This window comes from Aliivibrio salmonicida LFI1238 (assembly GCF_000196495.1).
Taxonomy (GTDB): Bacteria; Pseudomonadota; Gammaproteobacteria; order Enterobacterales; family Vibrionaceae; genus Aliivibrio; species Aliivibrio salmonicida.
Window position 1 is genome coordinate 1,956,919 of sequence record NC_011312.1, and the last position, 26,476, is coordinate 1,983,394.

19 protein-coding genes and 3 pseudogenes are annotated in these 26,476 nt (G+C 40.8%); 10 read left to right on the forward strand and 12 right to left on the reverse strand.

All coding sequences use genetic code 11. The features are described from left to right. Nucleotides 1–63 precede the first annotated feature (63 nt). Nucleotides 64–366 carry a hypothetical protein gene (locus tag VSAL_RS09625; RefSeq protein ID WP_012550407.1) on the forward strand — a complete coding sequence of 101 codons (303 nt, stop codon included), beginning with the start codon at nucleotides 64–66 and terminating at the stop codon, nucleotides 364–366. Nucleotides 367–429: 63 nt separating this feature from the next. On the opposite strand, the gene VSAL_RS09630 is transcribed toward VSAL_RS09625, so the two are convergent. After that, on the reverse strand, nucleotides 430–903 hold the full coding sequence (locus VSAL_RS09630) for a DUF2947 domain-containing protein (RefSeq protein ID WP_012550408.1): 474 nt from the start codon (nucleotides 901–903) through the stop codon (nucleotides 430–432). Nucleotides 904–1,098: 195 nt separating this feature from the next. Between VSAL_RS09630 and VSAL_RS09635 the strand changes: the two genes are divergently transcribed. Next, a complete protein-coding gene (locus VSAL_RS09635) occupies nucleotides 1,099–2,250 on the forward strand; it encodes a DUF1887 family protein (protein ID WP_012550409.1) in 1,152 nt (383 codons plus the stop codon). Nucleotides 2,251–2,402: 152 nt separating this feature from the next. Here VSAL_RS09635 and udp read toward each other — a convergent pair whose 3' ends face one another. Then, nucleotides 2,403–3,161, reverse strand: a complete 759-nt coding sequence (gene udp / locus VSAL_RS09640) for a uridine phosphorylase (RefSeq protein ID WP_012550410.1) — start codon at nucleotides 3,159–3,161, stop codon at nucleotides 2,403–2,405. A gap of 368 nt (nucleotides 3,162–3,529) precedes the next feature. Here udp and VSAL_RS22325 point away from each other — a divergent pair, with 368 nt between their 5' ends. Continuing rightward, entirely contained in the window at nucleotides 3,530–8,191 is a 4,662-nt protein-coding gene (locus VSAL_RS22325; protein WP_049940379.1) for a VCBS domain-containing protein, read from the forward strand. A gap of 12 nt (nucleotides 8,192–8,203) precedes the next feature. Here VSAL_RS22325 and tnpC read toward each other — a convergent pair. The 8 genes and pseudogenes from tnpC to ald form a co-directional block, all read right to left on the reverse strand. After that, a pseudogene (gene tnpC / locus VSAL_RS09650) lies at nucleotides 8,204–9,673 on the reverse strand (IS66 family transposase). A 71-nt stretch (nucleotides 9,674–9,744) separates the two neighbouring features. Then, nucleotides 9,745–10,092, reverse strand: a complete 348-nt coding sequence (tnpB, locus tag VSAL_RS09655; RefSeq protein ID WP_012548924.1) for an IS66 family insertion sequence element accessory protein TnpB — start codon at nucleotides 10,090–10,092, stop codon at nucleotides 9,745–9,747. Next, nucleotides 10,089–10,235: a hypothetical protein gene (locus tag VSAL_RS23880; RefSeq protein WP_231850831.1), complete on the reverse strand. Its 147-nt coding sequence runs from the start codon at nucleotides 10,233–10,235 to the stop codon at nucleotides 10,089–10,091. The genes tnpB and VSAL_RS23880 overlap by 4 nt, the downstream gene beginning before the upstream one ends. Then, nucleotides 10,232–10,402: an IS66 family insertion sequence element accessory protein TnpA gene (tnpA, locus tag VSAL_RS23885; RefSeq protein ID WP_231850832.1), complete on the reverse strand. Its 171-nt coding sequence runs from the start codon at nucleotides 10,400–10,402 to the stop codon at nucleotides 10,232–10,234. The genes VSAL_RS23880 and tnpA overlap by 4 nt, the downstream gene beginning before the upstream one ends. Nucleotides 10,403–10,518: 116 nt before the next feature. Further along, nucleotides 10,519–12,240 carry a heme ABC transporter ATP-binding protein/permease CydC gene (gene cydC / locus VSAL_RS09660; protein ID WP_012550411.1) on the reverse strand — a complete coding sequence of 574 codons (1,722 nt, stop codon included), beginning with the start codon at nucleotides 12,238–12,240 and terminating at the stop codon, nucleotides 10,519–10,521. After that, on the reverse strand, nucleotides 12,233–14,005 hold the full coding sequence (cydD, locus tag VSAL_RS09665) for a heme ABC transporter permease/ATP-binding protein CydD (RefSeq protein ID WP_012550412.1): 1,773 nt from the start codon (nucleotides 14,003–14,005) through the stop codon (nucleotides 12,233–12,235). Before cydD ends, cydC begins: the two co-directional genes overlap by 8 nt. Nucleotides 14,006–14,154: 149 nt before the next feature. Beyond that, a complete protein-coding gene (trxB, locus tag VSAL_RS09670; protein WP_012550413.1) occupies nucleotides 14,155–15,120 on the reverse strand; it encodes a thioredoxin-disulfide reductase in 966 nt (321 codons plus the stop codon). Between the two features lie 159 nt (nucleotides 15,121–15,279). After that, nucleotides 15,280–16,398 carry an alanine dehydrogenase gene (ald, locus tag VSAL_RS09675; protein WP_012550414.1) on the reverse strand — a complete coding sequence of 373 codons (1,119 nt, stop codon included), beginning with the start codon at nucleotides 16,396–16,398 and terminating at the stop codon, nucleotides 15,280–15,282. Nucleotides 16,399–16,554: 156 nt separating this feature from the next. On the opposite strand from ald, the gene lrp reads away from it, so the two are divergent. The 6 genes and pseudogenes from lrp to serS all read left to right on the forward strand — a co-directional run bounded on the left by lrp (nucleotide 16,555) and on the right by serS (nucleotide 23,978). Then, nucleotides 16,555–17,046, forward strand: coding sequence for a leucine-responsive transcriptional regulator Lrp (gene lrp / locus VSAL_RS09680; protein ID WP_012550415.1), 492 nt, complete (start codon nucleotides 16,555–16,557; stop codon nucleotides 17,044–17,046). A gap of 350 nt (nucleotides 17,047–17,396) precedes the next feature. Beyond that, a pseudogene (locus VSAL_RS24250) lies at nucleotides 17,397–17,840 on the forward strand (DNA translocase FtsK 4TM domain-containing protein); the annotation flags it as partial. A gap of 1,128 nt (nucleotides 17,841–18,968) precedes the next feature. After that, nucleotides 18,969–20,531: pseudogene (locus VSAL_RS24255) on the forward strand (DNA translocase FtsK); the annotation flags it as partial. A gap of 29 nt (nucleotides 20,532–20,560) precedes the next feature. Beyond that, nucleotides 20,561–21,157 (forward strand): outer membrane lipoprotein chaperone LolA, encoded by a 597-nt coding sequence (gene lolA / locus VSAL_RS09690; protein ID WP_012550417.1) that lies wholly within the window; start codon nucleotides 20,561–20,563, stop codon nucleotides 21,155–21,157. A gap of 38 nt (nucleotides 21,158–21,195) precedes the next feature. Next, complete coding sequence (locus tag VSAL_RS09695; protein ID WP_269447618.1) at nucleotides 21,196–22,548, forward strand: replication-associated recombination protein A; 1,353 nt, start codon at nucleotides 21,196–21,198, stop codon at nucleotides 22,546–22,548. Nucleotides 22,549–22,670: 122 nt separating this feature from the next. Beyond that, a complete protein-coding gene (gene serS, locus VSAL_RS09700; protein WP_012550419.1) occupies nucleotides 22,671–23,978 on the forward strand; it encodes a serine--tRNA ligase in 1,308 nt (435 codons plus the stop codon). A 111-nt stretch (nucleotides 23,979–24,089) separates the two neighbouring features. Here the strand turns inward: serS and trxC are convergent, their stop codons facing one another. Together trxC and VSAL_RS09710 are read right to left on the reverse strand one after the other, a co-directional pair. Further along, nucleotides 24,090–24,524 carry a thioredoxin TrxC gene (gene trxC / locus VSAL_RS09705; RefSeq protein ID WP_012550420.1) on the reverse strand — a complete coding sequence of 145 codons (435 nt, stop codon included), beginning with the start codon at nucleotides 24,522–24,524 and terminating at the stop codon, nucleotides 24,090–24,092. A 133-nt stretch (nucleotides 24,525–24,657) separates the two neighbouring features. Further along, nucleotides 24,658–24,981, reverse strand: coding sequence for an HI1450 family dsDNA-mimic protein (locus VSAL_RS09710; protein WP_012550421.1), 324 nt, complete (start codon nucleotides 24,979–24,981; stop codon nucleotides 24,658–24,660). 183 nt (nucleotides 24,982–25,164) lie between these two features. Here VSAL_RS09710 and VSAL_RS09715 point away from each other — a divergent pair, with 183 nt between their 5' ends. Next, nucleotides 25,165–26,469 (forward strand): inosine/guanosine kinase, encoded by a 1,305-nt coding sequence (locus tag VSAL_RS09715; protein ID WP_012550422.1) that lies wholly within the window; start codon nucleotides 25,165–25,167, stop codon nucleotides 26,467–26,469. The last annotated feature ends 7 nt before the right edge of the window (nucleotides 26,470–26,476 follow it).

Sequence of the window (26,476 nt, forward strand, 5' to 3'; positions counted from 1 at the left end):
TTACCTTCAAAAATAGAATGAAATGCGTATACTAGCGTTATCACAATTTGAAGGTAAACCTTTATGGCATATAGCGCTTTTTTAGCTATTGCTGTGTTACTTTATTTTGTTGGTTGGTTTCGCTTCGGCACTCGAGAGTTACGCAAAGCAGCTAAACGGATCGGTGATATTGTCACGGTTCCCCAAGAGCTAATTGTTGAATGGATTATGTATAACAAGCAGATAATGGATATCAATGAGTTTCAACGTTTTATCATCCATTTAAATAAAGCAAGCATAGACGACTTAAAAACTGAATTAGATCGTTTTTCTCACTATCTCGAAATCCATGCTCCTGAGCATGTCTCTTCTATCAGTTACACATAAAAGATAAAGGCCCGCTATCATTTAACGGGCCTTTATTGTATCTAACCAATCTAAAATTACGGTTTAGCCGCGAGAGCCTAACTTAACTTTACCTTTTGAGTTAAACCATAATGCTTGTGATTTTTTCTTACCGATCAGCATCGGTAAATCATCATAGAATAAAAAATTCTTCCACGTTTTTTTAAACGTTCCCCATGATGTTTCAATCAAATTGTATTTTTCATAACAGAAATACACAGTCACATCATCAGACCAATCGATAAATTCGAGTACCTCATCAGGAAGTGATTCATTATCACTGTCCCAACGGTGTTGCCAATCAATTTCATTAACCCACGAGGTTTTCTTCATCGGCCATTCTTTTGAGTCAAAATGATCTGCTGTTGGGCTATTCGCACTAATAAAATTATTCCAAACCTGAGCCGATTCCGCTTGAGTAAACGGTTTGATCAATGGAAGCAGTTCATCATTAACAGGCATCGATTGATGAGTGAATATCCACTTGCGATTATATTCATCTAACGGTAAATAACTCATAAATTCATTCTATAATTACATACATTGACTCTATTCTATCGTCTTTCTTACTTAAGCCCAAATAAGAATATTTCATAATAGGTTGATTTTTATCATCCTCCCCCTCATAACTGTTGTATCAAATAGAAAAAACGAATTACACATGCCTTCTCATTACCATTATATGTGTAGTTATTACATTACAAGGATTATTAAATGATCACTCATGTTGGCATTATGGATCAAGACCCTGTCCGTCTTGTGACTCCACTTCTCGACCTTTCTGTAAAAGGCGAACATATGATTTTCATTGGGGATGAAAATCAAAAAGACATGTTCGTTCGTTTAGAATCTATTCTTCAATACAAAGGCATTAGCTCTGAGTTTTACGAAATCCCTAATATCGTAGATACTCATCTTATCAAGCAATCTCTACAAGCGCTTGCGGCTGATATTAAAGACAGATACAGCGAAGTAAAACTGAACGCAAGCTGTGGCCTTCGTCACCGTCTTCTTTCTGCTTATGAAGTTTTTCGTTCATACCATTGGCCTATTTTTGTGGTTGAACCTTTCAGTGACAAACTATGCTGGGTTTATCCTGATGGTCGCAAACAAAAACACGTTGCTGATAATATTCGATTAAGTGATTATCTTGCTATTTTTGGTGCTCGTTGTGAGTTCTCTGAAACCGAGCTTCCTGAAAGCATGGATAAGCGTCTGCGTGAATTATGTCAACGCTGGGCAAGTAACGCTCTTGAATTGGGCCCAGGTCTTGCGACGCTAAACTATTTAGCAACAACCTGTCGAAAAGAACAACGTTTAGATGTAGAAGTTACGGAGAAACAACAAAGCTACAAAGAGCTTAATATGTTGCTAACTGATCTTGTTGAAACAGGATTAGCTACCTACGAAAACGGCACATTAACTTTTGATTGTGAAGAAGCTCGACGTTTAGCGAATGGAGAATGGTTAGAAATTTTGGTTCATAATACCGTCGTCGATATCCAACAATATTTACCGACGCTTCAAGATCACTCATTGAATGTACAAGTTCACCGTGAAATTGGCACAAAAGACGTTCGTAATGAACTTGATGTGGTTAGTATCGTGAATAACAAGCTGCATATTATTGAATGTAAGACCAAAGGCATGCGTGATGATGGCGATGATACGCTTTATAAATTAGAGTCATTACGTGACCTTCTTGGCGGCTTACAAGCACGAGCAATGTTAGTTAGTTTCCGACCTTTACGTAATAATGACATTATGCGAGCACAAGATTTAGGCTTAGCGATCATTGGTCCTGATGAATTAGGCGATCTTAAAAAGCATCTCTTAAACTGGTTCTTAGCCGCTGGCGGTCATTAATCTCTTTGTAAATAATGATCCGATACTAAAAAAGACCGATTAACTGATCTTTTTTATTATCGGGACTTTAAATTGCATCAATATACAGCGATAAAAATGCCGCTTATTCGTTAAGAATCAGCGGCATTTTTTATATCTATTCGCTTCAGTGATTATAGAAGATTACGAGCCGCCTCAATCACAACTTTAATTGAACGAGCTTCAGTTTCTTTTAATGTCACGTGATCAGGTGTTTCTTTTTGAGTACGGTTAATAATAACACCGGCAACACAACCCGCACGTAAACCAGAGCTTGCACACATAGTTAATAGCGTTGCAGATTCCATCTCAAAGTTTAACACGCCCATGTCTTGCCATTCTTGCATAGAACCTTGGAAACGCTTAACAACACGACCAGAGAACGTATCGTAACGCTCTTGACCTGGGTAGAATGTATCACTTGATGCAGTAACACCGGTATGTACTGTCGCGCCTTGGTCAACAACCGCTTTACGCATTGCTGTTGCAACATCAAAATCAGCAACGGCTGGGAATTCCATTGGAGCAAAATGCAAGCTCGCACCATCTAAACGAACTGAACCTGTCGTTACAATCATATCACCTACATTTACATGCGGTTGGATTGCACCAGTAGTACCAACACGTAAGAAGGTACGCACACCCAATTGAGCTAACTCTTCAACAGCAATAGACGTTGATGGACCACCGATACCAGTAGAACAAACAACAATTTTTTTGCCTTCTAATTCTGCTAGATACACAGTGTATTCACGGTGACTTGCTAAAAACTTAGGGTTTTCCATTTGTTCTGCAATTTTCTGAACACGTGCTGGATCACCTGGAATGATAGCCATTTCTGCGCCTTGAAGATCGTCTTTTGTAACACCTAAATGGAATACTGCTGCTGTCATGGTTAACTCCTTGCGATTGTAGGGTCGCGTTAATTAAATAGTTATATTTGATTCGATGAAGTTACTCTACCCAAACGGTTGAGGCATTAGTGTGACTAAGATCCCGAAAGGAATGATGATAGATTACACTCTTGCACAGAAAACCGATTGGCATCACAAAAATTGGGGGCTTTGGTTAACTTACACTCAAGATTAACGCGACTTATATGACCTTACAATCATTTCGAATTGAATCGGTATAATTGATAGCACTATCTTTTATTGAAACTGAAGCTCACTTTTAAATAATTATTAACCTTAGTATTGGCTTTTTTGCCTTCTATATCCTTAACTTATAATAAGTTATATATTATGTACTGAGGCCATGGATGAATAAGCAGTCAGATAAAGCAAACTCAAATAATAAAGCTAAATCATTTTCAGATCCGGGAAAAGAAAAATCACCGATTAAAAAGAAAAAAAATAAAAGCCAACGTTATTTAGCTAGTAGGCTCTCTCTTTACCCTCAATTGATGCTAATTTTGCCAAGTTTTTCTTTTTCTAAAACATTTACACCAGAAGAATTGGTCGAAGAAAAAGCCTCAAATATAGAAAACGATACATTAGAAGAGTCAAATCCTCATCACAATGAATCACTCATTACATTTTTAGATCCTACTGCTGAAAACAAAATGAGCAATATTCAACCTATTCATGATGATACGAACGAGCGCACACCAGTAATAACGCCAAGCGCACGAAGTAGCTCTCATTTAGCTTCACACGCAATAACTCCCATTGGAATTCTTCCTACGCCAGTGCAAAACCATACAATTAACCAAGCTCCTGCTATGTTGGTCACTCCCCCTACGACATTAAACACACCTCCACCACAACACTCACAGCAGCAAGCTGTTATTTCAGGAAAAGACTCTGCGACAACAACCGAAGATGTGACAACTCATGTTTCCGGAAAGCTGACAATAATAGACTCTGATCTTGGTGAGGCACATTTTTCAAATACTGATATTATCGGCACACTCGGCACGCTACACCTTACAGAAAAAGGCGCATGGACGTACGATCTTGATAATACTAATCCTGCCGTTCAAGCATTAGGTAAAAGCGCGACAGCAACAGATACCATCACCGTTCATTCTGCCGATGGTACCCCTCATCAAGTAATTATTACGGTGAGCGGCACTAATGATAAAGCGATTATTAGCGGTTCAAATACAGGCGCGGTGACGGAAGAATCTCAACTTCATACCTCAGGTACACTGACTGTTACGGATGTCGATACCGGCGAAGCCCATTTCTCCAATACCAACATTGTTGGGACTTTAGGTACTCTCCACCTAACAGATAATGGTAATTGGACATACGATTTAGATAACACCAACCCGACCGTTCAAGCATTAGGTAAAGGCGCGACAGCAACCGATACCATCACCGTTCATTCTGCCGATGGCACGCCTCATCAAGTGGCCATCACGGTTAATGGCACTAATGACAAAGCGGTGATTGGTGGCTCAAATACTGGTGCGGTGACAGAAGAGTCTCAACTTCAAACCTCTGGCACACTGACTGTTACGGATGTCGATACTGGCGAAGCGCACTTCTCCAACACCGACATCGCTGGGACTTTAGGTACGTTACACTTAACAGATAATGGTAGTTGGACCTATGATCTGGATAACTCAAATTCCACCGTTCAAGCACTTGGGCAAGGTCAGCAAGTAAAAGATATTATTACTGTTCAGTCAGCCGATGGTACACCCCACCAAATTTCAATAGTTGTAAACGGTAGAAACGATGCAGCTGTCATTACGGGGACAACCACAGGTGCGGTAACAGAAGACCGCATCAATGGTATGCAATGGTTATTAACAGGTGGGAAAATGCATGTCTCCGATAGCGATTCTGGAGAGGCTAAGTTTGATCCTGTAATACATGCACACAATTATGCGGGCATTGGTTATACCTCCGCACTTGGTGCAGAGGTCATCGTAACTCCGGACGGTGATTGGCACTACCAACTTGATAATAATATTACCCAAGTCCAGTCTCTAGGTCAGGGACAGTCCTATATCGATAAAGTCACAGTGCATACTGTTGATGGAACCATGCAAGAGCTACAAGTCACCATAACGGGTACCAATGATGCGCCTACCGTTACTGGAAGTCGCGTATTGCCTGCGGGTACCGAAGATCAAACACTACATATCACTCAAGCTCAGCTCCTTGCTGGTACGAACGATATTGATAAAAATGATGCAGGCACTTTACACGTAGATGCTGTAACCGCTGATCACGGTACAGTAACGAATAACCCCGATGGCTCATTTACTTTCCATCCAGACAAAGATTATAACGGCCAAGTTCACTTCACTTATAACGTAAAAGACGCTCATGGTGGCTCAGCACAAGCAACGGCGTCGACAACGCTTGCTGCAACATCTGATTCAGCCATTATTAGTGAAGTATCGACTGACCACGTCACTGAAGATGGTTCACACAGCCGCCACAATGCAGGGGTTACAACTGAGCTCGCAAATGGAAGACTACAAGTTGTGGATCCAGATAGCGGGGAGAATAAATTCCAGTACAGCCAGTTTGGTGAATCAGCAGTTCACGATCCGTTTGGTGGCATGTTACGTATTGATAGCATGGGCAATTGGGGGTACAACGTTAATAATGCCAATTTGCAACACCTTGCTCAAGGGCAAACTGAAACCGTTGTCTACCGTGTTCATAGTTATGATGGAACGGCATACGAGTTGCACATAGACGTTGTTGGCACCAATGACGCGCCAACCGTTACCCAAGTTGCGCTAAGTAACGGCACTGAAGACACGCATTATCAAATGCAAGCGAGTCAGTTTGGGTTTACGGATGTTGACACCGGCGACACGCTACATTCCATCGCAATCACAGATCTACCACCAGCAACACAAGGTAAGTTTGTACTCGATGGCCACGATATTACTGCGGGGCAACACATCCCTACAGCTGACATCAGTAAGCTTCAGTACGTCCCTGCGCAAGATTTTAATGGTGATGTTCAGTTTAAATATACTGTTAACGATGGGCATACCGACTCTACAGAGGCTACAAACACTCTTCATTTTGATGCCGTTGGGGACGTAGCAGTAATCACTGGAACTACAACGGGCGATGTCGATGAAGGGCATGGTAGTTTCGGTGATATGTCACCAGATTACGCACAACCTGGCATGGCGAAACTAGGACAATCTGCATTAACGGTTGATGGTAAGTTAGATATTGTTGACCCAGATACGGGGGAATCTCAATTTGACGCTAAAGGCGGCGCTTGGAATAACTCCTATCATGGACAATACGGGCACTTATTGTTAAACAGCGATGGTACTTGGCATTACGACGTGACCGTTGGCAGCATTGATTGGGTTGGTAATCGTAAAACAACCATCGGCACTACCATTGATGAACTGGGTGAGAGTCAAACCCTCACCGACACCATTACCGTTTATTCTAAAGATGGCACAAGCCACGACATAGTCATTACCATTCACGGCGATAATGATAGACCTTATATCAGTTCTGAAGTCACACTTGCCACAGGAACAGAAGATATCGCGCAAACATTAACCACTGCCGATTTACTTACTAATACTGTTGATGTAGATGCCAATGATGCTGGTAAACTTACTATTGAAAATTTAGTTTCCGACCATGGGTCGCTCTTAGATAACAAAGACGGTACATTCACCTTCACACCAGAGAAAGACTACAACGGTGTTGTTCATTTTAGTTATGATGTCAAAGATGCCCATGGTGGTGTGACGCATACGGGGGCAACGACTACCCTTACCGCGGTTGGAGACGCAGCTATTATTACCTCAGGCGCCCAACAAACTATTATTGAAGATGCTTCGGGTCGCCAACATGAAATCGCCAGTGGCAAATTATCGGTTATCGACCCAGATGCAGGCGAACAACAATTTCAATACAGCCAGTTTGGCGAACAAGTACTCCATGACCCTTTTGGTGGCCACCTAAACATTAGTGCGGCTGGAAGTTGGGGATATTCAGTACCGAATAGTGCGTTACAGCATTTAGGCGCAGGTCAAACAGAGCAAGTTAGTTATCTTATACATTCAAGAGATGGTACCGCTCATACCATCACAATTGACGTGGTGGGAACGAACGACAAACCGACAGTTAACGCGCAAGTGATCACGTCGACAGAAGATCAAGTACATACTTTTAACGCGTCAGAATTTGGGTTTGCCGATGTAGACGATGGTGCCGCCCTTGATCATATCACTATTGCAACAGTTCCTACTGCGTTAGAAGGAAGTCTGACTCTGAATGGCAAGCTTGTCCATAACGGCGATATAGTCGCAGCGAGTGAGATTGGGAACTTAAACTTTATACCAGCAAAAGATTTCACCGGAGTGATTAATTTCGGTTATAGCGTCAATGACGGTGCCGCAAACTCGTCGCTAGCCATCATGAAGTTAGATATTAGTAATGTAAATGATGCAGCTCATTTTCAAGGCGATAAATTAGGTTCAGTCACCGAAGATTTAAACGTTCATTCCGGCAACTTACTCACTCAGGGAACACTACAAAGCACTGATGTTGATAATCCTGACAATCGTTTTAGTGCTGAAAACATCCATCAATTGGCCGATGGTTCTGCTGCGCAAGGTCAGTTGATGATGGGCAGTGACGGACGTTGGGTCTATCGTATTGATAATACATCTGTTCAGCACCTTGGCAGTGGTGCAACCCTAACCGAAACGTTTACAGTTCATAGTATCGATGGCACAGAGCAGGCAATTGCTGTCACGGTGGTTGGCACCAATGATGCACCAACGTTAACCGTGCAATTATCGGGTCATAGCGCGGGGCAATTACACGCCAGTGATATTGATACTGGTGATCAGATGCAATACGACACCTTGCAACCTCACGGGCAGTTTGGTCAATTGCACGTTGATCCAACAACAGGTGCATTTAGCTATCAGCAAGCCGCTTCTGTCGCGGGTATGAACTTTGAGTAAGCGTGCGGGGAACTACACCTTGTCTTTTACATTCCAAGGTAAAAGTGAATCGATATCTGGCGATCCAACACATAAACGATCTAGACAATACCTAATATAATCGTAAGGGATTAATCCGTTTGCCTTTGCTGTTTCTACAATGCTGTAAAGCATTGCACTTGAATCTGCACCAGCCGTTGAACCCGAAAATAACCAGTTTTTCCGGCCGATAACAAACGGTTTAACCGCTCGCTCTGCTCGATTGTTATCAATAGATAACAATCCATCATCAATATAACGAACTAATTTATCCCATTGATTTAATGTATAGCTAATCGCCTCACCTAATTTTGTTTTAGGTGATACTCGACTAACTGCGCTATCAAGCCAATCACGGAGCTCTTTAAGTAAATCGCGGGCTTCTGTCTGCCTAGCAACATACTTGGCTTCAGGGGAAGCCTCTTTTAATAACGATTCGATCCGGTATAGCTTTTGGATTTTACTCAATACCCAATCTGCACTCCCTGTTTTCCCTTTTACTTGAACACGTTGAGCCTCAATAAATCGTCGACGTGCGTGTGCCCAACAGCCAACTAAAATCGCTTCAGTTTGTTCATAACCTTGGTAACCATCGGTATGTAAATACCCGTTATAACCTTTTAAAAAGTTAACTGGATGGTAGCCATGCCTGCTAGATTGATAATCATAAAGTACAATTCCAGGCAAAACACCAGAGCCTGGAGAATCATAGCCAGAGCAGTAGACCCACATATAACATTTTGCTTTTTCAACATCCAACACATTTACCGTTGTTTCATCACAAGCGGGTGGGTGTTCAGCCAAATACGAGTAATTCTTATTAGAGGGGAATAGTCCGGGCCATTTATTAACAATCCGCATTCGTCGCCGTCAATAAATGTACCCCATGCTGAATTAACGTTTCTGACGTAAAGTGGAAGACTGTATGAAATTTAGCGTAATAAATTGAGCAAGTAACTTGCGGTCGCAATCCCTTTAGGGATTGGTGACGCTGGCATTGGGGCTTGTTAATGTCTACTGAAGTATTGTTTTTTTCACAATTTCGGCAAGCATATTTAGGACGAACATGTTGAATAACTTCCACTTTAGCTGGTACAAATTCCAACTTTCGCTACTGATGTCTTTACCCATCGCATGCATCTCTAGACCGCAACACTTACAAGTTTTATCTTTTATGTCGTGGATAATAACAGTACGCGGTAAGTCTTCAGGTAAGCGTTGGCGTTTTGGCTTTTGACGAGTGTAGGTAATCGTTTGTGTGTCATCATTTTCAATGATGATTTCTTCTTCTGTTTCATTGAATAAATCAAATTGAGTCGAGTCAGATTCACTGCTTTTACCAAAGCGCTGATGTTGAGCCAGTCGAAATTGCTCTAGAAGACGGTTATATTTATTTTCAAGCTGAAGCACAAGTGCTTTCAGCTCGTCAATGGTATCAGGAAGTGGTTTTATTTTATCAGTCATGTAGATGACTATATAACGATAATACAGGTAATCAATCGGTTGCCTCCTATTCTTGACTGAGAATCAACTATTTAAAGGGTTGTTTGATAATGTACCGGTTGATGTCCTAAGATATCAAAACCTTGTAATAGCAGTGTCAGTTGCTGCTCTGATAATGCTAACGTATCGTTATTTATATTTCGTGGCCATTTGAAGCGGTCTTCATCTAATCGCTTGTACCATAAAGCGAATCCTGTTTTATCCCAATACAATATTTTGAGTTTATCACGAGGCTTATTGCAAAATATAAATAGAGCATCACTAAACGGTGATAGTTGCATTTCTTGCTCAACAATCACGACAAGGCCATTAATGGCCTTGCGAAAATCGACAAAATCACGATGAAGATAAATGGTGGAAACATCAGTAAATACATTCATGATTGATACCCTTTTAATAAGAGTCCTATCCAGTGAGGTTCAGTATTAGCTGGCAATGTTAATCGCAATTTTCCGATAGAAAGTTGAATATCTGGTAATTGTGGAGTGGCGATGATAGTTGATGTTAACGCTTCTACTTTCAAGAAAGTAGAAGCGTTAATCTTTTGTTTCCATCGTGCTTTACGTGCACTAAATGTCTTGGCAGAATATTATGGTTACGACAAAATTCAGCGGCACTAAGCTTGCTAGATTGCTGAGATTCAAATAGAGCGTGCCATTGCTCTGGTGTTCTCTTTTTATCTTTTTGCATAATTACGTTCTCGTTAAATGAAAGATCGTAAGATACGCATAATGAATTTTATTTGTTAGGTGTAGTTCCCCGCACGCTTACGGTGTTTTTAATTGTCTATTCTGAAGAACTGACGATTAAAAACGTTGCCATAATTGATGATAAGCACCCTTAAGTGAAAGTAAACTTTCATGAGTCCCTTGTTCTATCACTTCGCCATGGTCCATTAAACAAATTTGATCCATGTTTTCTAAGTTCACTAGACGGTGAGTAATGAAGACAACGGTTTTTTGTTTTATATGGTCATTTAACACGGTCATGATTTGTTGTTCTGTTTTTTGGTCAAGGCCTTCTGTTGGTTCATCAAGCAGCACAATAGGGGCATCATGCAATAGCGCGCGTGCAATACCAATACGACGACGTTCACCCCCTGACAATTGACGGCCTCCGTCACCTAACCAAGCACTCAGTCCTTCATTTGATACTAAATCGCCTAAACCAACTTTATTGAGTACCTGAGTTAATTCATCGTCAGTGGCAGTATCATTTGCAAGCAATAGATTGTCACGTAATGAACCATTTAGAATATCAACTCGCTGACTAACCACGGACATGGCGTTACGTAAACTTGATTCCTTCCATTTCGGCAATTGAACACCATCAATAGAGATTACTCCTGATTTAGGATCCCATTGACGGGTTAGCAGTTGTAATAATGTCGATTTACCTGAGCCTGTCTGCCCTACGATTGCCATTTTTTGCCCGGCAAGTAAATCTAATGAAATATGTTTAATTGCATCCGTTTCAGCATCCATATATTGATAGCTAACATCTGAAATCGTTAGATTTCCTTTTACTGCTTGGCTAACGCCATTTTCATCAAAAATAGTATCAGGTGTGGCTGTGATGATTTCATTTAATCGACGAGCAGAACTTAACGTCTGACCTAAATATTGGAAAGCACCAGCAATCGGCATTAATAATTCAAAGCTGGCCATCGTAGCAAAAGCGACCATTGCCACCATTGGGTCAGGGGTCATTCCCGCAATGCCATCCGCCGATATCCAAAGCATTAACAGTAGCGTCCAACCATTAGCAAGTAATAGTAATCCATTCGCTAAGCCAGTAAGCGTTGCCATGTGGCGTTGATTTGATAATAGAGCGACTTGAGCATCGAGAATACGTTGTTGATATTGCTCTTCAGCACCAAAAATACGTAATTCTGCATTACCTTGTAGCCAGTCTAATGTTTTGATTCTTAATGTGGCTTTGTTATGAGTTAGCTCGGCACCGTTCTTTTTTCCGAGCTTATAAAATAACGTAGGCCAAATTAATAATAATGAAAATAAGATAGATCCAAGCGTTAATCCAATAGTGAGATCAAACCAAGCAAGAAAAGCCGTTAATCCAATAATGCCTAATGTACCAACAATAATAGGACTGATCAGGCGTAGATAAACATGATCCATTGCATCAACATCAGCCACAAGACGATTCAATAAATCGGCGTCACGTAACTTAGAGAATCGACCTGGGATCAATGGGATTAACTTTTTAAAGAAGAAAATACGAAGTTCAGTCAATAATTTGAACGTTGCATTATGGCTAACGACGCGTTCGCCCCAACGACCTGCGGTTCTACCAATAGAGAAACCACGTACTGCTCCAGAAGGAAGCATGTAGTTAAACGTTTCACGAGCAATGGTTAATCCGGCAACCGCTGATGCGGAAATAAACCAACCAGATACGGTTAACAAGCCAATGGAAGCAAATAACGTAGCAAAGCTGAGTAGCATGCCTAACGTTAGTCCAAACCAATGTTTTTTATATAGTTTTATGTAAGGGAGTAAATCACGCATCAAGATCACCTTGCTTCGGTTGTTTTGCGGCAAGCATGGTTGCAAATAAACCAGAGTCTTTAATTTCATCAAATGAACCTGATTGAACAACTTGGCCTTTATCCATGACTAAAATCGTGTCCATTGCATAAAGTTGATCTAAGCGATGGGTGATCATTAAAGTCGTTAAGCCTTGAGTAGCTAGACTTAAGCTTTGCATTACAAGTTGCTCACTCTTTGCATCAAGACTGGCTGTTGGTTCATCTAAGATCCACAGGCGTCCTTGTTGTAATAAAGCTCGAGCTAATGCTAAACGCTGAGCTTGACCAACAGATAAGCCACCAGAGCGATCAGATATTTGGTGTTGATAACCTAATTCATCAATAAACTCATTAGCAAAAGCTTGCTTACTTACCGAGTCCAATTGTTCTTTAGATATGCTTTGCTTACCAAGCGTAATATTCTCTTCAATGGTTCCATGTACTAATGTTGGATTCTGTCCAACCCAGTTTATTTCTTGGTACCATTCTTTTTTGTTTAACTTAGATAGCTCAATACCATTTATCTTGATACTGCCTTGGTAAGGTAAAAATCCAAGAAGTGCATTGATTAAACTTGTTTTCCCTGCGCCACTTGGACCAACCAATGCGGTTTGAGAGCTTTCATGTAAATGAAAACTGATAGGTCCGAGTAATGCTTTTCCGTCATGGCTGTTGACGATTAAGTCCGTGACTTCAATATCAAGGGTGGTCGATTGAGATACTTTCTTATCACCATTCGTTTGAGTATTAGTATCAATCGCTAAAAACTCGACAATCGACTCGGCAGCGCCTACGGCTTGAGCTTTTGCGTGATAAAACGTTCCTAAATCGCGTAATGGCTGATAAAACTCAGGCGCTAAAATAAGAATAAATAAACCCGTGAATAAGGTCACTGTTATTCCGTAATTACCAAAGTTAAGCTCACCGATATAAGTGAAACCGAAATAAACGGCAACAAGGGCAATTGAGATAGAGGTGAAGAATTCAAGCACAGCAGAAGATAAAAAGGCGAGTCGTAACACCTCCATTGTACGCTTGCGGAATATTTCAGAAGCATTATGAAGATGTTTTGTTTCTTGCGCTGTTTTGTCAAATAGGCGAATAGTGGTCATTGATTGCAGACGATCATAAAAATGACCAGATAATCGTTGTAATGCTTTAAAGTTTCGGCGGTTAGCGTCAGCCGCTCCCATTCCTACTAATGCCATAAAGAGGGGCACTAATGGCGCGGTTAATAAGAAAATTAATCCGGCAACCCAGTTTTGAGGAAACACAACGATTAAAATAACAAAAGGGATCATGACAGAAAGCGACATTTGCGGTAGATAACGAGAGAAGAAATCTTGCATGTCTTCTACTTGCTCTAATAGCAACGTAGCCCAAGACCCTGCCGGTTTACCCTTTATATAAGCCGGTCCTAATTCTTGGAGTTTGTTAAGAATGAGCTGGCGTATATGAATTCGAATATGCTCGCCACAACGGTAACCGGCGACTTCACGACCCCAACTGCAAGCTGCTCGAATTCCTACAATGGCAAAAATGGCGATGAATTGAGGAAGTAACTCATACTTATCTGTTTGTTCAATGATGAGCTTGTGCAGAATATCGGCTAATAGTGCCGCTTGAGCGATAAGAAAAAGACTGGAAAGAAAGCCAAGCCCAATAGATAGGGCGAGCCATTTCTTAGCAAGCTTACTTTGGCCTTTGAGCCATTGTCCTAACTCGCGTTGTTGTATTTTATCCATAATATTGAAGGCTTACGTGTTGTATTATTTTGCCATGACGAAATATTTCTGGTGTGAATAATTATTATAAAAGAAATAGATGTAATACAAGCAAAATAAGATGAGCAAAAGAAAACCCGAAGTAAGTCGTTCACTTCGGGTCTATTAGTTTAACTTTCTTTTACGTCTAGCGCATCTAAAAAGCGTTCAGCATCGAGTGCAGCCATACAGCCAGTACCTGCAGAGGTGATAGCTTGGCGGTAATTGTGATCCATAACATCTCCGGCAGCAAAAATGCCTTCGATATTGGTTTGAGTCGCATTACCTTCAAGACCAGATTTCACTTTAATGTAGCCATTTTCCATGTCTAGTTGGCCATTAAATATCGCGGTATTTGGTTGGTGGCCAATAGCAATAAATGCGCCCATGACGTCTAAATCTTCTGTCATGTCAGATTTTGTGTCTTTTAATCTTACGCCAGTGACACCCATTTCATCGCCCAGAACTTCATCTAAAGTACGATCGGTATGAAGGATGATATTGCCGTTTTCTACTTTATCCATCAAACGGTCGATTAAGATCTTCTCTGAACGGAAAGTATCGCGACGGTGGATCAAGTGAACTTCGGCGGCAATATTCGATAAATAAAGCGCTTCTTCGACAGCGGTGTTACCACCGCCAATGACGGCTACTTTTTGGTTACGGTAGAAGAACCCATCGCAGGTTGCACAAGCAGAAACGCCACGGCCTTTAAATGCTTCTTCAGATTCTAGTCCTAGATACTTTGCTGATGCGCCTGTTGAGATAATAAGGGCGTCACACGTATATTCACTAGAGTCACCTTTTAAACGAAAAGGGCGTTGACTGAAATCGGTTTCATTAATATGGTCAAAAATAATTTCGGTATTGAAACGCTCTGCATGCGCTTTCATTTCTTCCATTAGGCCGGGACCTGTCATGTCTGTCGCGCCACCAGGCCAATTTTCAACTTCAGTCGTTGTTGTTAATTGTCCGCCTTGTTGCATACCAGTGATCATTACTGGGTTTAGATTAGCACGAGCGGCATAAACGGCTGCTGTATATCCAGCAGGGCCAGAACCAAGAATCAGTAATTTCGAATGCTTAACGTTGCTCATAGGATCTCCGAGCTAAAATAAAGGTAAAAGTAGGGTAGGAGAAACATTAGGCGTGTTCACCATCCTTAATCATATATGGTGATTGTATGGAATTTATTAAAGTAAAGAAAGGGCACCGCGATGGGTGCCCTAAAATGATTTTAATATTGAGTATGATTTTTAAGCATTAAGTGCAGCTTCAGGGGTTATATAATCTAAGTTGAAGCTTTCAGCAACTTCTTTACATGTGATTTTACCATTGATTACATTTAAGCCATCTAAAAATCCTTTGTCTTCAAGAAGAGCTGATTTGTATCCTTTATCTGCCAATTTAATAATGTAAGGTAATGTTGCATTGTTTAGTGCAAAGGTAGATGTTCTTGCAACGGCCCCCTGCATGTTTGCCACACAATAGTGAACAACGTCATCTACGATATAAGTTGGATCTGCATGCGTTGTTGCATGTGATGTTTCAAAGCAACCACCTTGGTCGATAGCGACATCAACAACAGCGGCCCCTGGCTTCATACGTTTTATGTGATCTGCCGTAACCAGTTTCGGTGCTGCTGCGCCAGGTATAAGAACGGCACCAATAACAAGGTCCGCTTCTAACACATGCTTTTCAATCGCATCAACGGTTGAATAAACCACTTTTGCTCGACCTTGGAATTCTTCATCAAGAGAGCGAAGTGTATCAAGGTTTCGGTCTAAAATAGTGACGTCAGCACGCATACCTACCGCCATTCTTGCAGCATTCGCACCAACGACACCGCCACCGACGATAACAACTTTTGCAGGCTCAACACCAGGTACGCCACCTAAAAGTAAACCACGGCCACCATTGGACTTTTCAAGTGTTTGAGCACCGGCTTGAATCGACATTCTACCTGCAACTTCAGACATTGGCGCTAATAGTGGCAGACGACCCATATAATCTGTTACAGTCTCATACGCGATGCAGACAGCTTTACTCTTAATTAGGTCTTCTGTTTGTGGAAAATCTGGTGCAAGATGTAAATACGTGAATAATATTTGTCCTTCACGCAGCATCGCACGTTCAACAGCTTGAGGCTCTTTAACTTTTACGATCATCTCTGCTTTTGCAAAAATGCCTTCAGCAGTAGGAAGAATGGATGCGCCTACCGCGATATAATCATCGTCGGTAAAACCAATGCCAGAGCCGGCTTTTGTTTCGACAAAAACGTCATGGCCATGAGATATGAGTTCTCGAACACTCGCTGGGATCATTCCAACACGGTATTCGTGATTTTTTATTTCTTTAGGTACGCCAATGATCATCCTGTATTCCTTTTTAGTTATGGTTGTTTTAACTGGTTGTAGGGTTTTTGTTTCGAATTTGTATCTAGTATAGATTGTAAAAAGCAAAATTTGATGCTAAATATTAGAAAGTTGTAGTATATTTTTTTGCAAGGAAGTAATAAGGTGGAATAAAAAATGGTAGATAATAAGAAACCGTCCAAGGACCTGGATCGTATCGATCGCAATATTTTGAATGAACTCCAAAAAGATGGCCGAATTTCAAATGTTGAATTATCTAAGAGAGTAGGGTTATCTCCTACTCCATGTTTAGAGCGCGTTCGTCGTTTAGAACGCCAAGGGTATATTAATGGCTATACGGCATTACTAAACCCACAGTATCTTGATGCATCATTGTTAGTATTTGTTGAAATCACATTAAACCGTGGTGCTCCAGATGTTTTCGAACAATTTAATGTTGCAGTGCAGTTATTAGATGATATTCAAGAGTGTCACTTAGTTTCAGGTGATTTTGATTATCTTTTAAAGACTCGTGTATCAGATATGAGTGCTTATCGCCGATTACTTGGTGATACACTATTACGTCTTCCGGGAGTTAACGACACACGTACTTACGTGGTTATGGAAGAGGTTAAACAGACGAATAATTTAGTGATTAAAACGCGCTAGATACAGCAAGATAATTAAAGTACCTGAAGGCAGTCGACATAAGTGAACGTTATTCCTTGCTAGACTGTTAGTGACGATAAATACGTTAAGTATGTATTAGTTGTACTTTAATATTGACGAGCGGCGTAATGCCGCTCGACTTGTTTTTAATTTATAGAGATTTAGTGATCCTTACTTTAAGTAAAGTGGAATGACTAAATCTAAGTATAGTGACAGTGGATAGTATTTTGTTTTCAAAGATAAAAGAAAAAATATCGGAAAGAAAAGAGCAGCTGACGACATTAAAAGTTGAAAAGATATCTGAACCGGATAAAGAACGGTTGAATGGTAATCAACGGTTGCAAGAAGCCATGTTTATAGTTGGCTTACTTGCGACTATTTTTATTGCTGTCTCTTTATATAGCTTTAATCCTGCAGATCCATCATGGTCTCAGACTGCATGGGCTGGCAGTGTAGAAAATGCAGGTGGTGCATTAGGTGCTTGGATTGGTGATACTTTATTTTTCTCGTTTGGTTCTTTAGCGTATTTATTACCTGTCATCATAATGAGCTGCACATGGATTGCTTTTAGAAAAAAAGATGAAGATGGCGAAGCCGAGTTAGATCTGATGATGATTGGTACTCGTATTCTGGGTCTGCTCATTTTATTCTTAACCAGCTGTGCGTTAGCCGATACCAGTTTTGATGATCTTTGGTATTTCTCGTCTGGTGGTGTTGTTGGTGATGTCCTAACGAGTATTACAACACCTGCACTTAACTTATTAGGCTCAACGCTTATCTTCATGTTCTTGTGGGGGGCAGGTTTAACGTTATTTACTGGTGTGTCATGGTTAACTATTGTTGATAATCTTGGTGGCTGGAGTCTTGAAGGCTTTAGAAAAATAGTTAATAAAGCAAGAAAAACAGATGATGAGACGTATCGGGTAGATACGAGTGTTACAGAGACGGAAGAACCCAAAGATAATAGTTTAAATCAAGCTGGCCGTAATGCCTCATTTAGCGCCGTACCGACGGCAGTTAATGCGTTTGAAACACCAAAAATATCAGCAAGCGAATTATCTGCATTCTCTCAAGAACCGATTGTTGAAGACAAATTTGAAGAGTACCCATTAAATAAATTTGAAATGAATCAGTTTGATGACAGTGACAATGATCCCTTGTTCTCAAGCTCTTCTATCGATGTGTTTGCCGACGAAACACCCACTAATATTGTTACTGAACCAGTGATGCCTATAGCAGTGGAAGAAGCTGAAATAGAAACAACGGCAATACCAATGAGCGATAATGGAACAGAGGTTAAAGAAGCGCTTTCAGTGGAATCAGTACCAGAGAGACAAGAACCAGAATCTTTGGATGATGGTATTAATTTTTCAATGCGCAGTAATGCAACGATTGAAGAATTAGATATGGAAGCGTTAGATCAAGATCCTCTTCTAAGTAATATGGATGCGGAAAAAACGTTTGTGAAAATAGCAGCGGCGTCTATCCCTAGCGTAATGGTCGCTGGTGATGAAGACATCAGTATCAATAATGATGATATCTTGTCAGTAGATGAAGAGCTGCCTCATTTCCCTGCTGAAGATTCGAGCATTGCTGAATCGGTGCCTTTTTCTTCCATTCCTGAAGAGTCAGCGTCTGATTATAGTGTAAATGAACCTTTTAATGAGGTGACTGCGGAAGAAATTGATGATGTTAGTTCTGCGTTTATAGCATCGCATAACGAAGATAATATTGAAGACATTCATTTCTCTGCACATGAAGACGATGAGATTGAGGAAGTAACTGAAGAATTACCTGTATTTAATGCCATCGAAAAACATGAAATTGCAGAGGTAGTCGAAGTAGAAGAAATTATTGAGAATGAGCCAACACACTCTGATGCAGATATCGCCGCATTCCAAGCGTTAGTTGCAAAAGAAAAAGCAACTCAAGCGGCATTGCAGAATCCATTCTTGGTAAATTCAGAACCAAACCTACCAAAACCAACGGCACCGATGCCAACCTTAGATTTATTATTTTCGCCAGATACACGTGCGGAAATGGAATCTCGTGAATCATTAGAGCATACCGCTCGTTTGGTAGAAGCGAAATTAGCCGATTATAAAATTAAAGCTCGTGTGGTGGATATTTTCCCTGGCCCTGTTATTACACGTTTTGAATTGGATTTGGCTCCGGGTGTTAAGGTCAGCCGAATTTCAGGTCTAGCAACGGATTTAGCGCGTTCTTTATCGGCAATGGCCGTTCGTGTGGTTGAAGTTATTCCGGGTAAACCTTATGTTGGCCTTGAGTTACCGAACTTTAATCGTCAAACCGTCTTTTTCTCTGATGTTGTTGGCAGTGAAATATTTCAAAATGCAAAATCACCAACCACGGTAGTGATGGGGCTTGATATTGCCGGTGAAGCGGTTATTGCGGACTTAGCCAAAATGCCTCACGTCTTGGTTGCTGGTACGACTGGTTCTGGTAAATCAGTCGGTGTAAACGTCATGATCTTGAGTGTACTTTATAAAGCCACACCAGAAGAGGTACGTTTTATCATGATTGATCCAAAAATGTTGGAACTTTCTATCTATGAAGGTATCCCACACTTATTGACGGAAGTTGTTACTGACATGAAAGATGCAGGTAATGCATTACGCTGGTGTGTTGGTGAGATGGAACGTCGTTATAAATTAATGTCTGCATTAGGGGTACGTAACCTACAAGGCTTTAATGATAAATTAAAAATGGCAGCAGCAGCAGGACATCCTATCCATGATCCATTATGGAAACCGGGTGACAGTATGCATGAGACACCGCCGTTGTTAGAAAAATTACCTTCTATTATTGTTATCGTTGATGAATTTGCCGATTTGATGATGGTTGTGGGTAAAAAAGTAGAAGAACTGATTGCTCGATTAGCTCAAAAGGCGCGTGCGGCAGGTATTCACTTAATTCTGGCAACGCAGCGTCCTTCCGTTGATGTTATTACTGGATTGATTAAAGCAAACATTCCAACACGTGTTGCTTTTACGGTTTCAACGAAAGTCGATTCAAGAACCATTCTTGACCAAGGTGGTGCAGAGTCATTACTTGGTATGGGTGACATGCTTTACTTAGCGCCAGGTTCTAACCATACGGTTCGTGTACATGGTGCGTTTGCCTCTGATGATGATGTACATGCGGTTGTTAATGATTGGAAAGCTCGTGGTCGACCAAATTATGTTGAAGCCATTACTAAAAGTGAACAAGGCGCAGAATCGTTGTTGCCGGGTGAAAAATCGGACAGTGAAGAAGAGCTTGATCAACTGTTTGATCAAGTGGTTGAATTTGTAACCACTTCTCGACGTGGTTCTGTTTCTGGTGTCCAACGACAGTTTAGAATTGGTTATAACCGTGCTGCTCGTATTGTTGAGCAACTAGAAGCGCACGGGATAGTAAGTACTCCGGGCCATAATGGTAACCGTGAAGTGATTGCACCGCCTCCTGTAGGTTTGGGCGATTAATTGTCTTGTTTAAATTGAGATTATTTATAGTGAAGAAAATTTTATTATCATTGTGTTTTTTAAGTTCTGTTGCTTTTGCTTCTCCACAAGGTGAATTAACGGATCGTTTGAATCAAAATAAAGGTTTTGAAGCGTCATTTACACAAAAAGTGTTGAGCCCTGAAGGGGATGTATTGATGCAAGGCGAAGGGGATGTGAAAATTTTGCGTCCTAACTTGTTCCGCTGGCATACTCAAACTCCGGATGAAAACCTATTAGTGACCGATGGAAAAACATTGTGGTACTACAATCCATTTGTAGAACAAGTGACTCTTATGGGATTAGATCAAGCGACAACTCAAACTCCTTTTGTTTTATTAACACGCAATAAAGCGTCTGATTGGGATAACTACTCAGTAGCTCAAAACGGTGATGCATTTACGGTTTCACCAAAATCAGATTCTGCTATAAAAAGTGAATTCATCGTTCGTATTCAACCGTCAGGTAAAGTAACGGGGTTTTCAGTTGTAGAGCAAGATGGGCAGCGTAGCGATTTTAATTTCACAACGTTTGAAGCGAAAAAGCCAGCCCAATCTAATTTTATGTTCACTGTCCCTGATGGTGTAGATATTGATGATCAGCGTTAAGGTCTTACTTAATGCGAAATCATGTTTAGAATAAAAGGATAAACGTGAGTAATTTCAGTTTAGATTTTTCAGCAGGGGACGATTTTCGTCCCCTTGCTGCTAGAATGCGCCCTCAAAATATTGAGCAATATATTGGTCAACAGCATTTATTAGCGGTGGGTAAACCATTACGTCGCGCGCTTGAAGCTGGCCAAATACATTCAATGATTTTATGGGGGCCTCCGGGTACCGGTAAAACAACGTTAGCGGAAGTTGCTGCAAATTACGCAAATGCAGAAGTTGAGCGTGTTTCTGCTGTGACGTCTGGCGTAAAAGATATTCGAGCGGCGATTGACAAAGCCAAAGAAAATCAAACGACAGGCCGCAGAACGATTTTATTTGTGGATGAAGTTCATCGCTTTAATAAAAGTCAGCAAGATGCGTTTTTGCCTCATATCGAAAATGGGACAATCACGTTTATTGGTGCGACAACGGAAAACCCGTCTTTTGAGCTAAACAATGCATTATTATCTAGAGCTCGGGTATACAAATTAAAATCATTAGAAAAACAAGATATTGTACAGATTATCGAACAAGCATTGACCGATAAAAATCGCGGCTTAAATGACGATAATTTTGTTCTTCCTGATGACGTAAAATTGCAATTAGCTGATTTAGTGTCTGGTGACGCTCGCATGTCTCTAAATTATTTAGAGTTGTTGCATGATATGGCAGAAGAAAACCACGAAGGTAAAAAAGTGGTGGATTTACCTTTATTAGCGGAAGTTGCCGGTGAAAAACTGGCACGTTTCGATAATAAAGGTGACATGTGGTATGACTTAATCTCAGCGGTTCATAAATCGATTCGTGGTTCAAATCCGGATGCCGCTTTGTATTGGGCAGCACGAATTATGGCAGCAGGGGGCGATCCTCTGTATGTAGTACGTCGATTATTAGCGATTGCATCAGAAGATATTGGTAACGCTGATCCACGAGCAATGGAAGTGGCTTTGAATGCATGGGATTGTTTTACTCGACTTGGTCCTGCAGAAGGCGAAAGAGCGATAGCACAAGCGGTCGTCTATTTAGCGTGTGCACCAAAAAGTAATGCAGTTTATACCGCATGGAAACAAGCACAAATGGATGCGATTAACTCGCCGGATTATGATGTGCCTAATCACCTACGTAACGCGCCAACCTCATTAATGAAAGACATGGGTTATGGTGCTGATTATCGTTATGCGCATGATGAACCTAATGCATACGCTTCTGGTGAGAACTATTTCCCACCAGAAATGCAGGATCGCAAGTACTACTTTCCAACAAAACGTGGTCTAGAAACCAAAATTAGTGAAAAGCTAGAGTATTTAGCCCAATTAGATCAAAACAGTCCCTTAAAACGCTACCAATAAAAGGGCATTTTCGGTATCTTATTCAAATCGCAATTTTGAACTGAAAATTGCACAAAATTTTATTTTTAAGTGGGTTCTATTTACTTTGAACGCACAATGACCAATAAGGCATAGGATTACAAATGCTTGATTCAAAATTACTTCGTACAGAGCTGGATGAAACAGCAGAGAAACTGGCACGTCGTGGCTTTAAGCTAGACGTAGAGACACTTCGCACCCTTGAAGAACAACGTAAATCTCTTCAAGTTATCACGGAAGATCTTCAAGCGCAGCGTAATTCCCGTTCGAAGTCCATTGGTCAAGCAAAAGCGAAGGGCGATCATGAAGAAGCAGATCGCATCATGGCTGATGTTGCAACATTAGGTTCAGAACTAGATGATGCAAAAGCAGGACTTGCTGAGCTTCAACAACAAATTGAAAGCATCGCTTTGTCAGTACCAAACCTTCCTGATGAGTCAGTACCATATGGTAAAGATGAAGATGAAAACGTAGAAGTATTACGTTGGGGTACACCGCTAACGTACGATTTTGAAGTGAGAGATCACGTTGCTCTTGGTGAGCTTGCGGATGGTCTTGATTTCGCAAGTGCAGTTAAAATCTCAGGCTCTCGTTTCATCGTTATGAAAGGTCAGTTTGCGCGTTTACACCGTGCTTTATCGCAATTTATGCTTGATCTTCATACTGAAGAGCACGGTTACATGGAAATGTATGTACCTTACTTAGTTAACCACGACAGCCTATATGGTACTGGTCAACTGCCTAAGTTTGGTGAAGACTTATTCCATACAAGTCCGCTAACAGAGCAAGTAAGTGATGTTCCTCTTAAGATGCTATCTCTTATCCCTACAGCGGAAGTGCCAGTAACAAACATGGTACGTGACACGATTACTGAAGAAGCTGATCTTCCACTGAAAATGACGGCACATACACCGTGTTTCCGTTCTGAAGCAGGATCTTACGGTCGTGATACTCGTGGTCTTATTCGTATGCACCAATTCGACAAAGTTGAATTAGTTCAAATCACGAAACCAGAAGATTCAATGGCTGCTCTTGAAGAACTAACAGGTCATGCTGAGAAAGTACTTCAACTGCTTGAACTTCCTTACCGTAAAGTGATTCTTTGTACTGGTGATATGGGCTTCGGTTCTCGTAAAACATACGACTTAGAAGTATGGGTTCCAGCACAAGAAACGTACCGTGAGATTTCTTCTTGTTCAAACATGTGGGATTTCCAAGCGCGTCGTATGCAAGCGCGTTTCCGTCGTCAAGGTGAGAAGAAACCAGAATTGGTTCATACACTAAACGGTTCTGGTCTTGCTGTAGGTCGTACAATGGTTGCGATTCTAGAGAACTTCCAACAAGCTGATGGCAAAATTGCAATTCCTGAAGTACTGCGTAAGTACATGAATGGTGTTGAGTTCATCGGTTAATCTGTTTTTCAAATTAATGTGTATTTGATAAATAGATAAATAGAAATGTAAGCCCCTTTATTGGTTATCCAGTAAAGGGGCTTTTTTTGATCTTTTAAGGGTTGTGACTGACTATTTAAGTAGTGCTTGGTTTAACCACTGATCAAACTGACCTTTTGGCAATGCACCATTGATCATATCTACACGTTCTCCATTTTTGAAAACCATGATCGTTGGAATTGAACGAATTTGATATTGTGCTGCAATTTGTTGTTGGGCTTCAGTATTTACTTTCACACAACGAACTTGGCCATTACGTTCAGCGGCAACGTCTTCAAAAACAGGTGAGAAGCCGACACACGGATTACACCAAGGTGCCCAAAAATCGATAACAATAGGTTGTTCGCTGTCTAATAATGCGGATAAGTTTTCACTAGTGCCTTCTAATGGTTTTCCATCTAACAAGAGTTCCTTACAGCGACCACAAGTAGGTTTGTCGTTAATACGTTCGATAGGAAGACGGTTTATGCCTTGGCAAGAAGGGCATCGAGATTGAAATTGCGACATGTTATTCCTTTATTATTTTCTACATGAAGTAGTTTGTGAGCATAAAGAAATAATGGGGGTAGATAATACGAAACTCAATAAAAAAGGAGCAAATAGCCCCTTTATATTGTCGATAATATGGAGTGATTATTAATTAATCACGTTTCCATAGCATGTGACAGAATTTATGTTCAGGGTCACGGCTTACTAACATACGAGCAAATACATCGTCCAATACATCAGATTCTTCGTTTACTAAGCCAATTAGAACTTCTGCGTATACTTCGCCATCTACTTCAAAGCCAACATGCTCAGCCCAGTCGTCACGAGTATCAACGACTTCAGCCGCACCGCGGTCATCAAATTGTAGAGTGAAAAGAGCAACATCAGCAGGTTCAAGGTTATCTTGAGCCATCTCTAGAAAAATATCGTAAGCGACTTCAATAATGTCATCATAGCTAAGTAGTTCAGTTGTCATGGTAGTTACCTTCAAAAAATACGCTCTAAATTACCATGAATATAGAGATGAACGCTAGCGACTTAAATAATTACGAATAGCAAACGTTTGCCTTTAAAAGGTTACTATATGAGGTATTGCGAGGGCGTTAAGCAAGGGCTAAACTTCCGCACTTATTCCCTTAGCCAGTTGAATGATTATTTTATGAAGTTTCCAGGTCAACGTAAATCCAAGCATTATTTTCCTGTTCACGCTCGTGATCCATTAGTGAGTCAAGCTCAAGAAACCAAAAAAATGTCGCGTACGCACATTATTGGTATTGATCAAACCTTAGTGGATATTGAAGCTAGAATTGATGATGCTTTTATTGAAAAGTATGGCTTGAGTAAAGGACACTCACTGGTTATCGATAATGATAAAGCGGAAATGCTTTATAATGAGCTTAAAGATAACAATATGATCACCAACGAATACGCTGGTGGCACGATTGGTAATACACTTCATAACTATTCAGTGCTTGCTGATGATAAATCAACACTGCTTGGTGTTATGAGTGAAGATATCCATATTGGTAGTTATTCTTATCGTTACCTTTGTAATACTTCAAGCCGTATGGATTTGAATTATCTGCAGCCTGTACCTGGTGCAATAGGCCGTTGTTTTGCTTTAATTAGCCAAGATGGCGAGCGTACGTTTGCAATCAGTGAAGGGGACATGAATCAACTTCGTGCTGATAGTATTCCTGAAAAGATTTTTAAAAATGCGTCTGCATTAGTATTAACGGCTTATCTTGTTCGTTGTAAAGAGGGTGACCCAATGCCTGAAGCAACCATGAAAGCCATTGAGTTCGCGAAGAAATATGATGTGCCTGTTGTCCTAACTATGGGGACCAAATTTGTTGTTCAAGATGACCCTCAATATTGGCGTGACTTCCTAAGTGATCATGTGTCTGTTGTGGCAATGAATGAAGAAGAAGGTGAAGCATTAACGGGTGCTTCTGACCCATTAGAAGCGGCAGATAAAGCGCTTGAGTGGGTTGATCTTGTTTTATGTACTGCTGGCCCTGTTGGACTGTACATGGCAGGTTACACAGAAGAATCAGCGAAACGTGAAACATCGTTGCCATTACTTCCAGGAACAATCGCTGAATTTAATCAATATGAATTCAGTCGTCCAGCAGTTAAAGCAAGTTGTGATCAGCCGACAAAAGTATATTCTCATATTTCACCGTACATGGGTGGCCCTGAGAAAATCAAAAATACGAATGGCGCGGGTGATGGTGCTTTGTCTGCATTATTACATGATATGGCTGCAAATCATTACCATCGTAATAATGTACCGAACTCAAGTAAGCATCAGCATTCTTACTTAACGTACTCTTCATTATCTCAAGTATGTAAATACTCAAACCGAGTAAGCTTTGAGGTTTTGGCTCAGCATTCACCACGCTTATCTCGTGGGTTACCTGAACGCGAAGACAGTTTAGAAGAGTCATACTGGGAAAGATAATAACAGT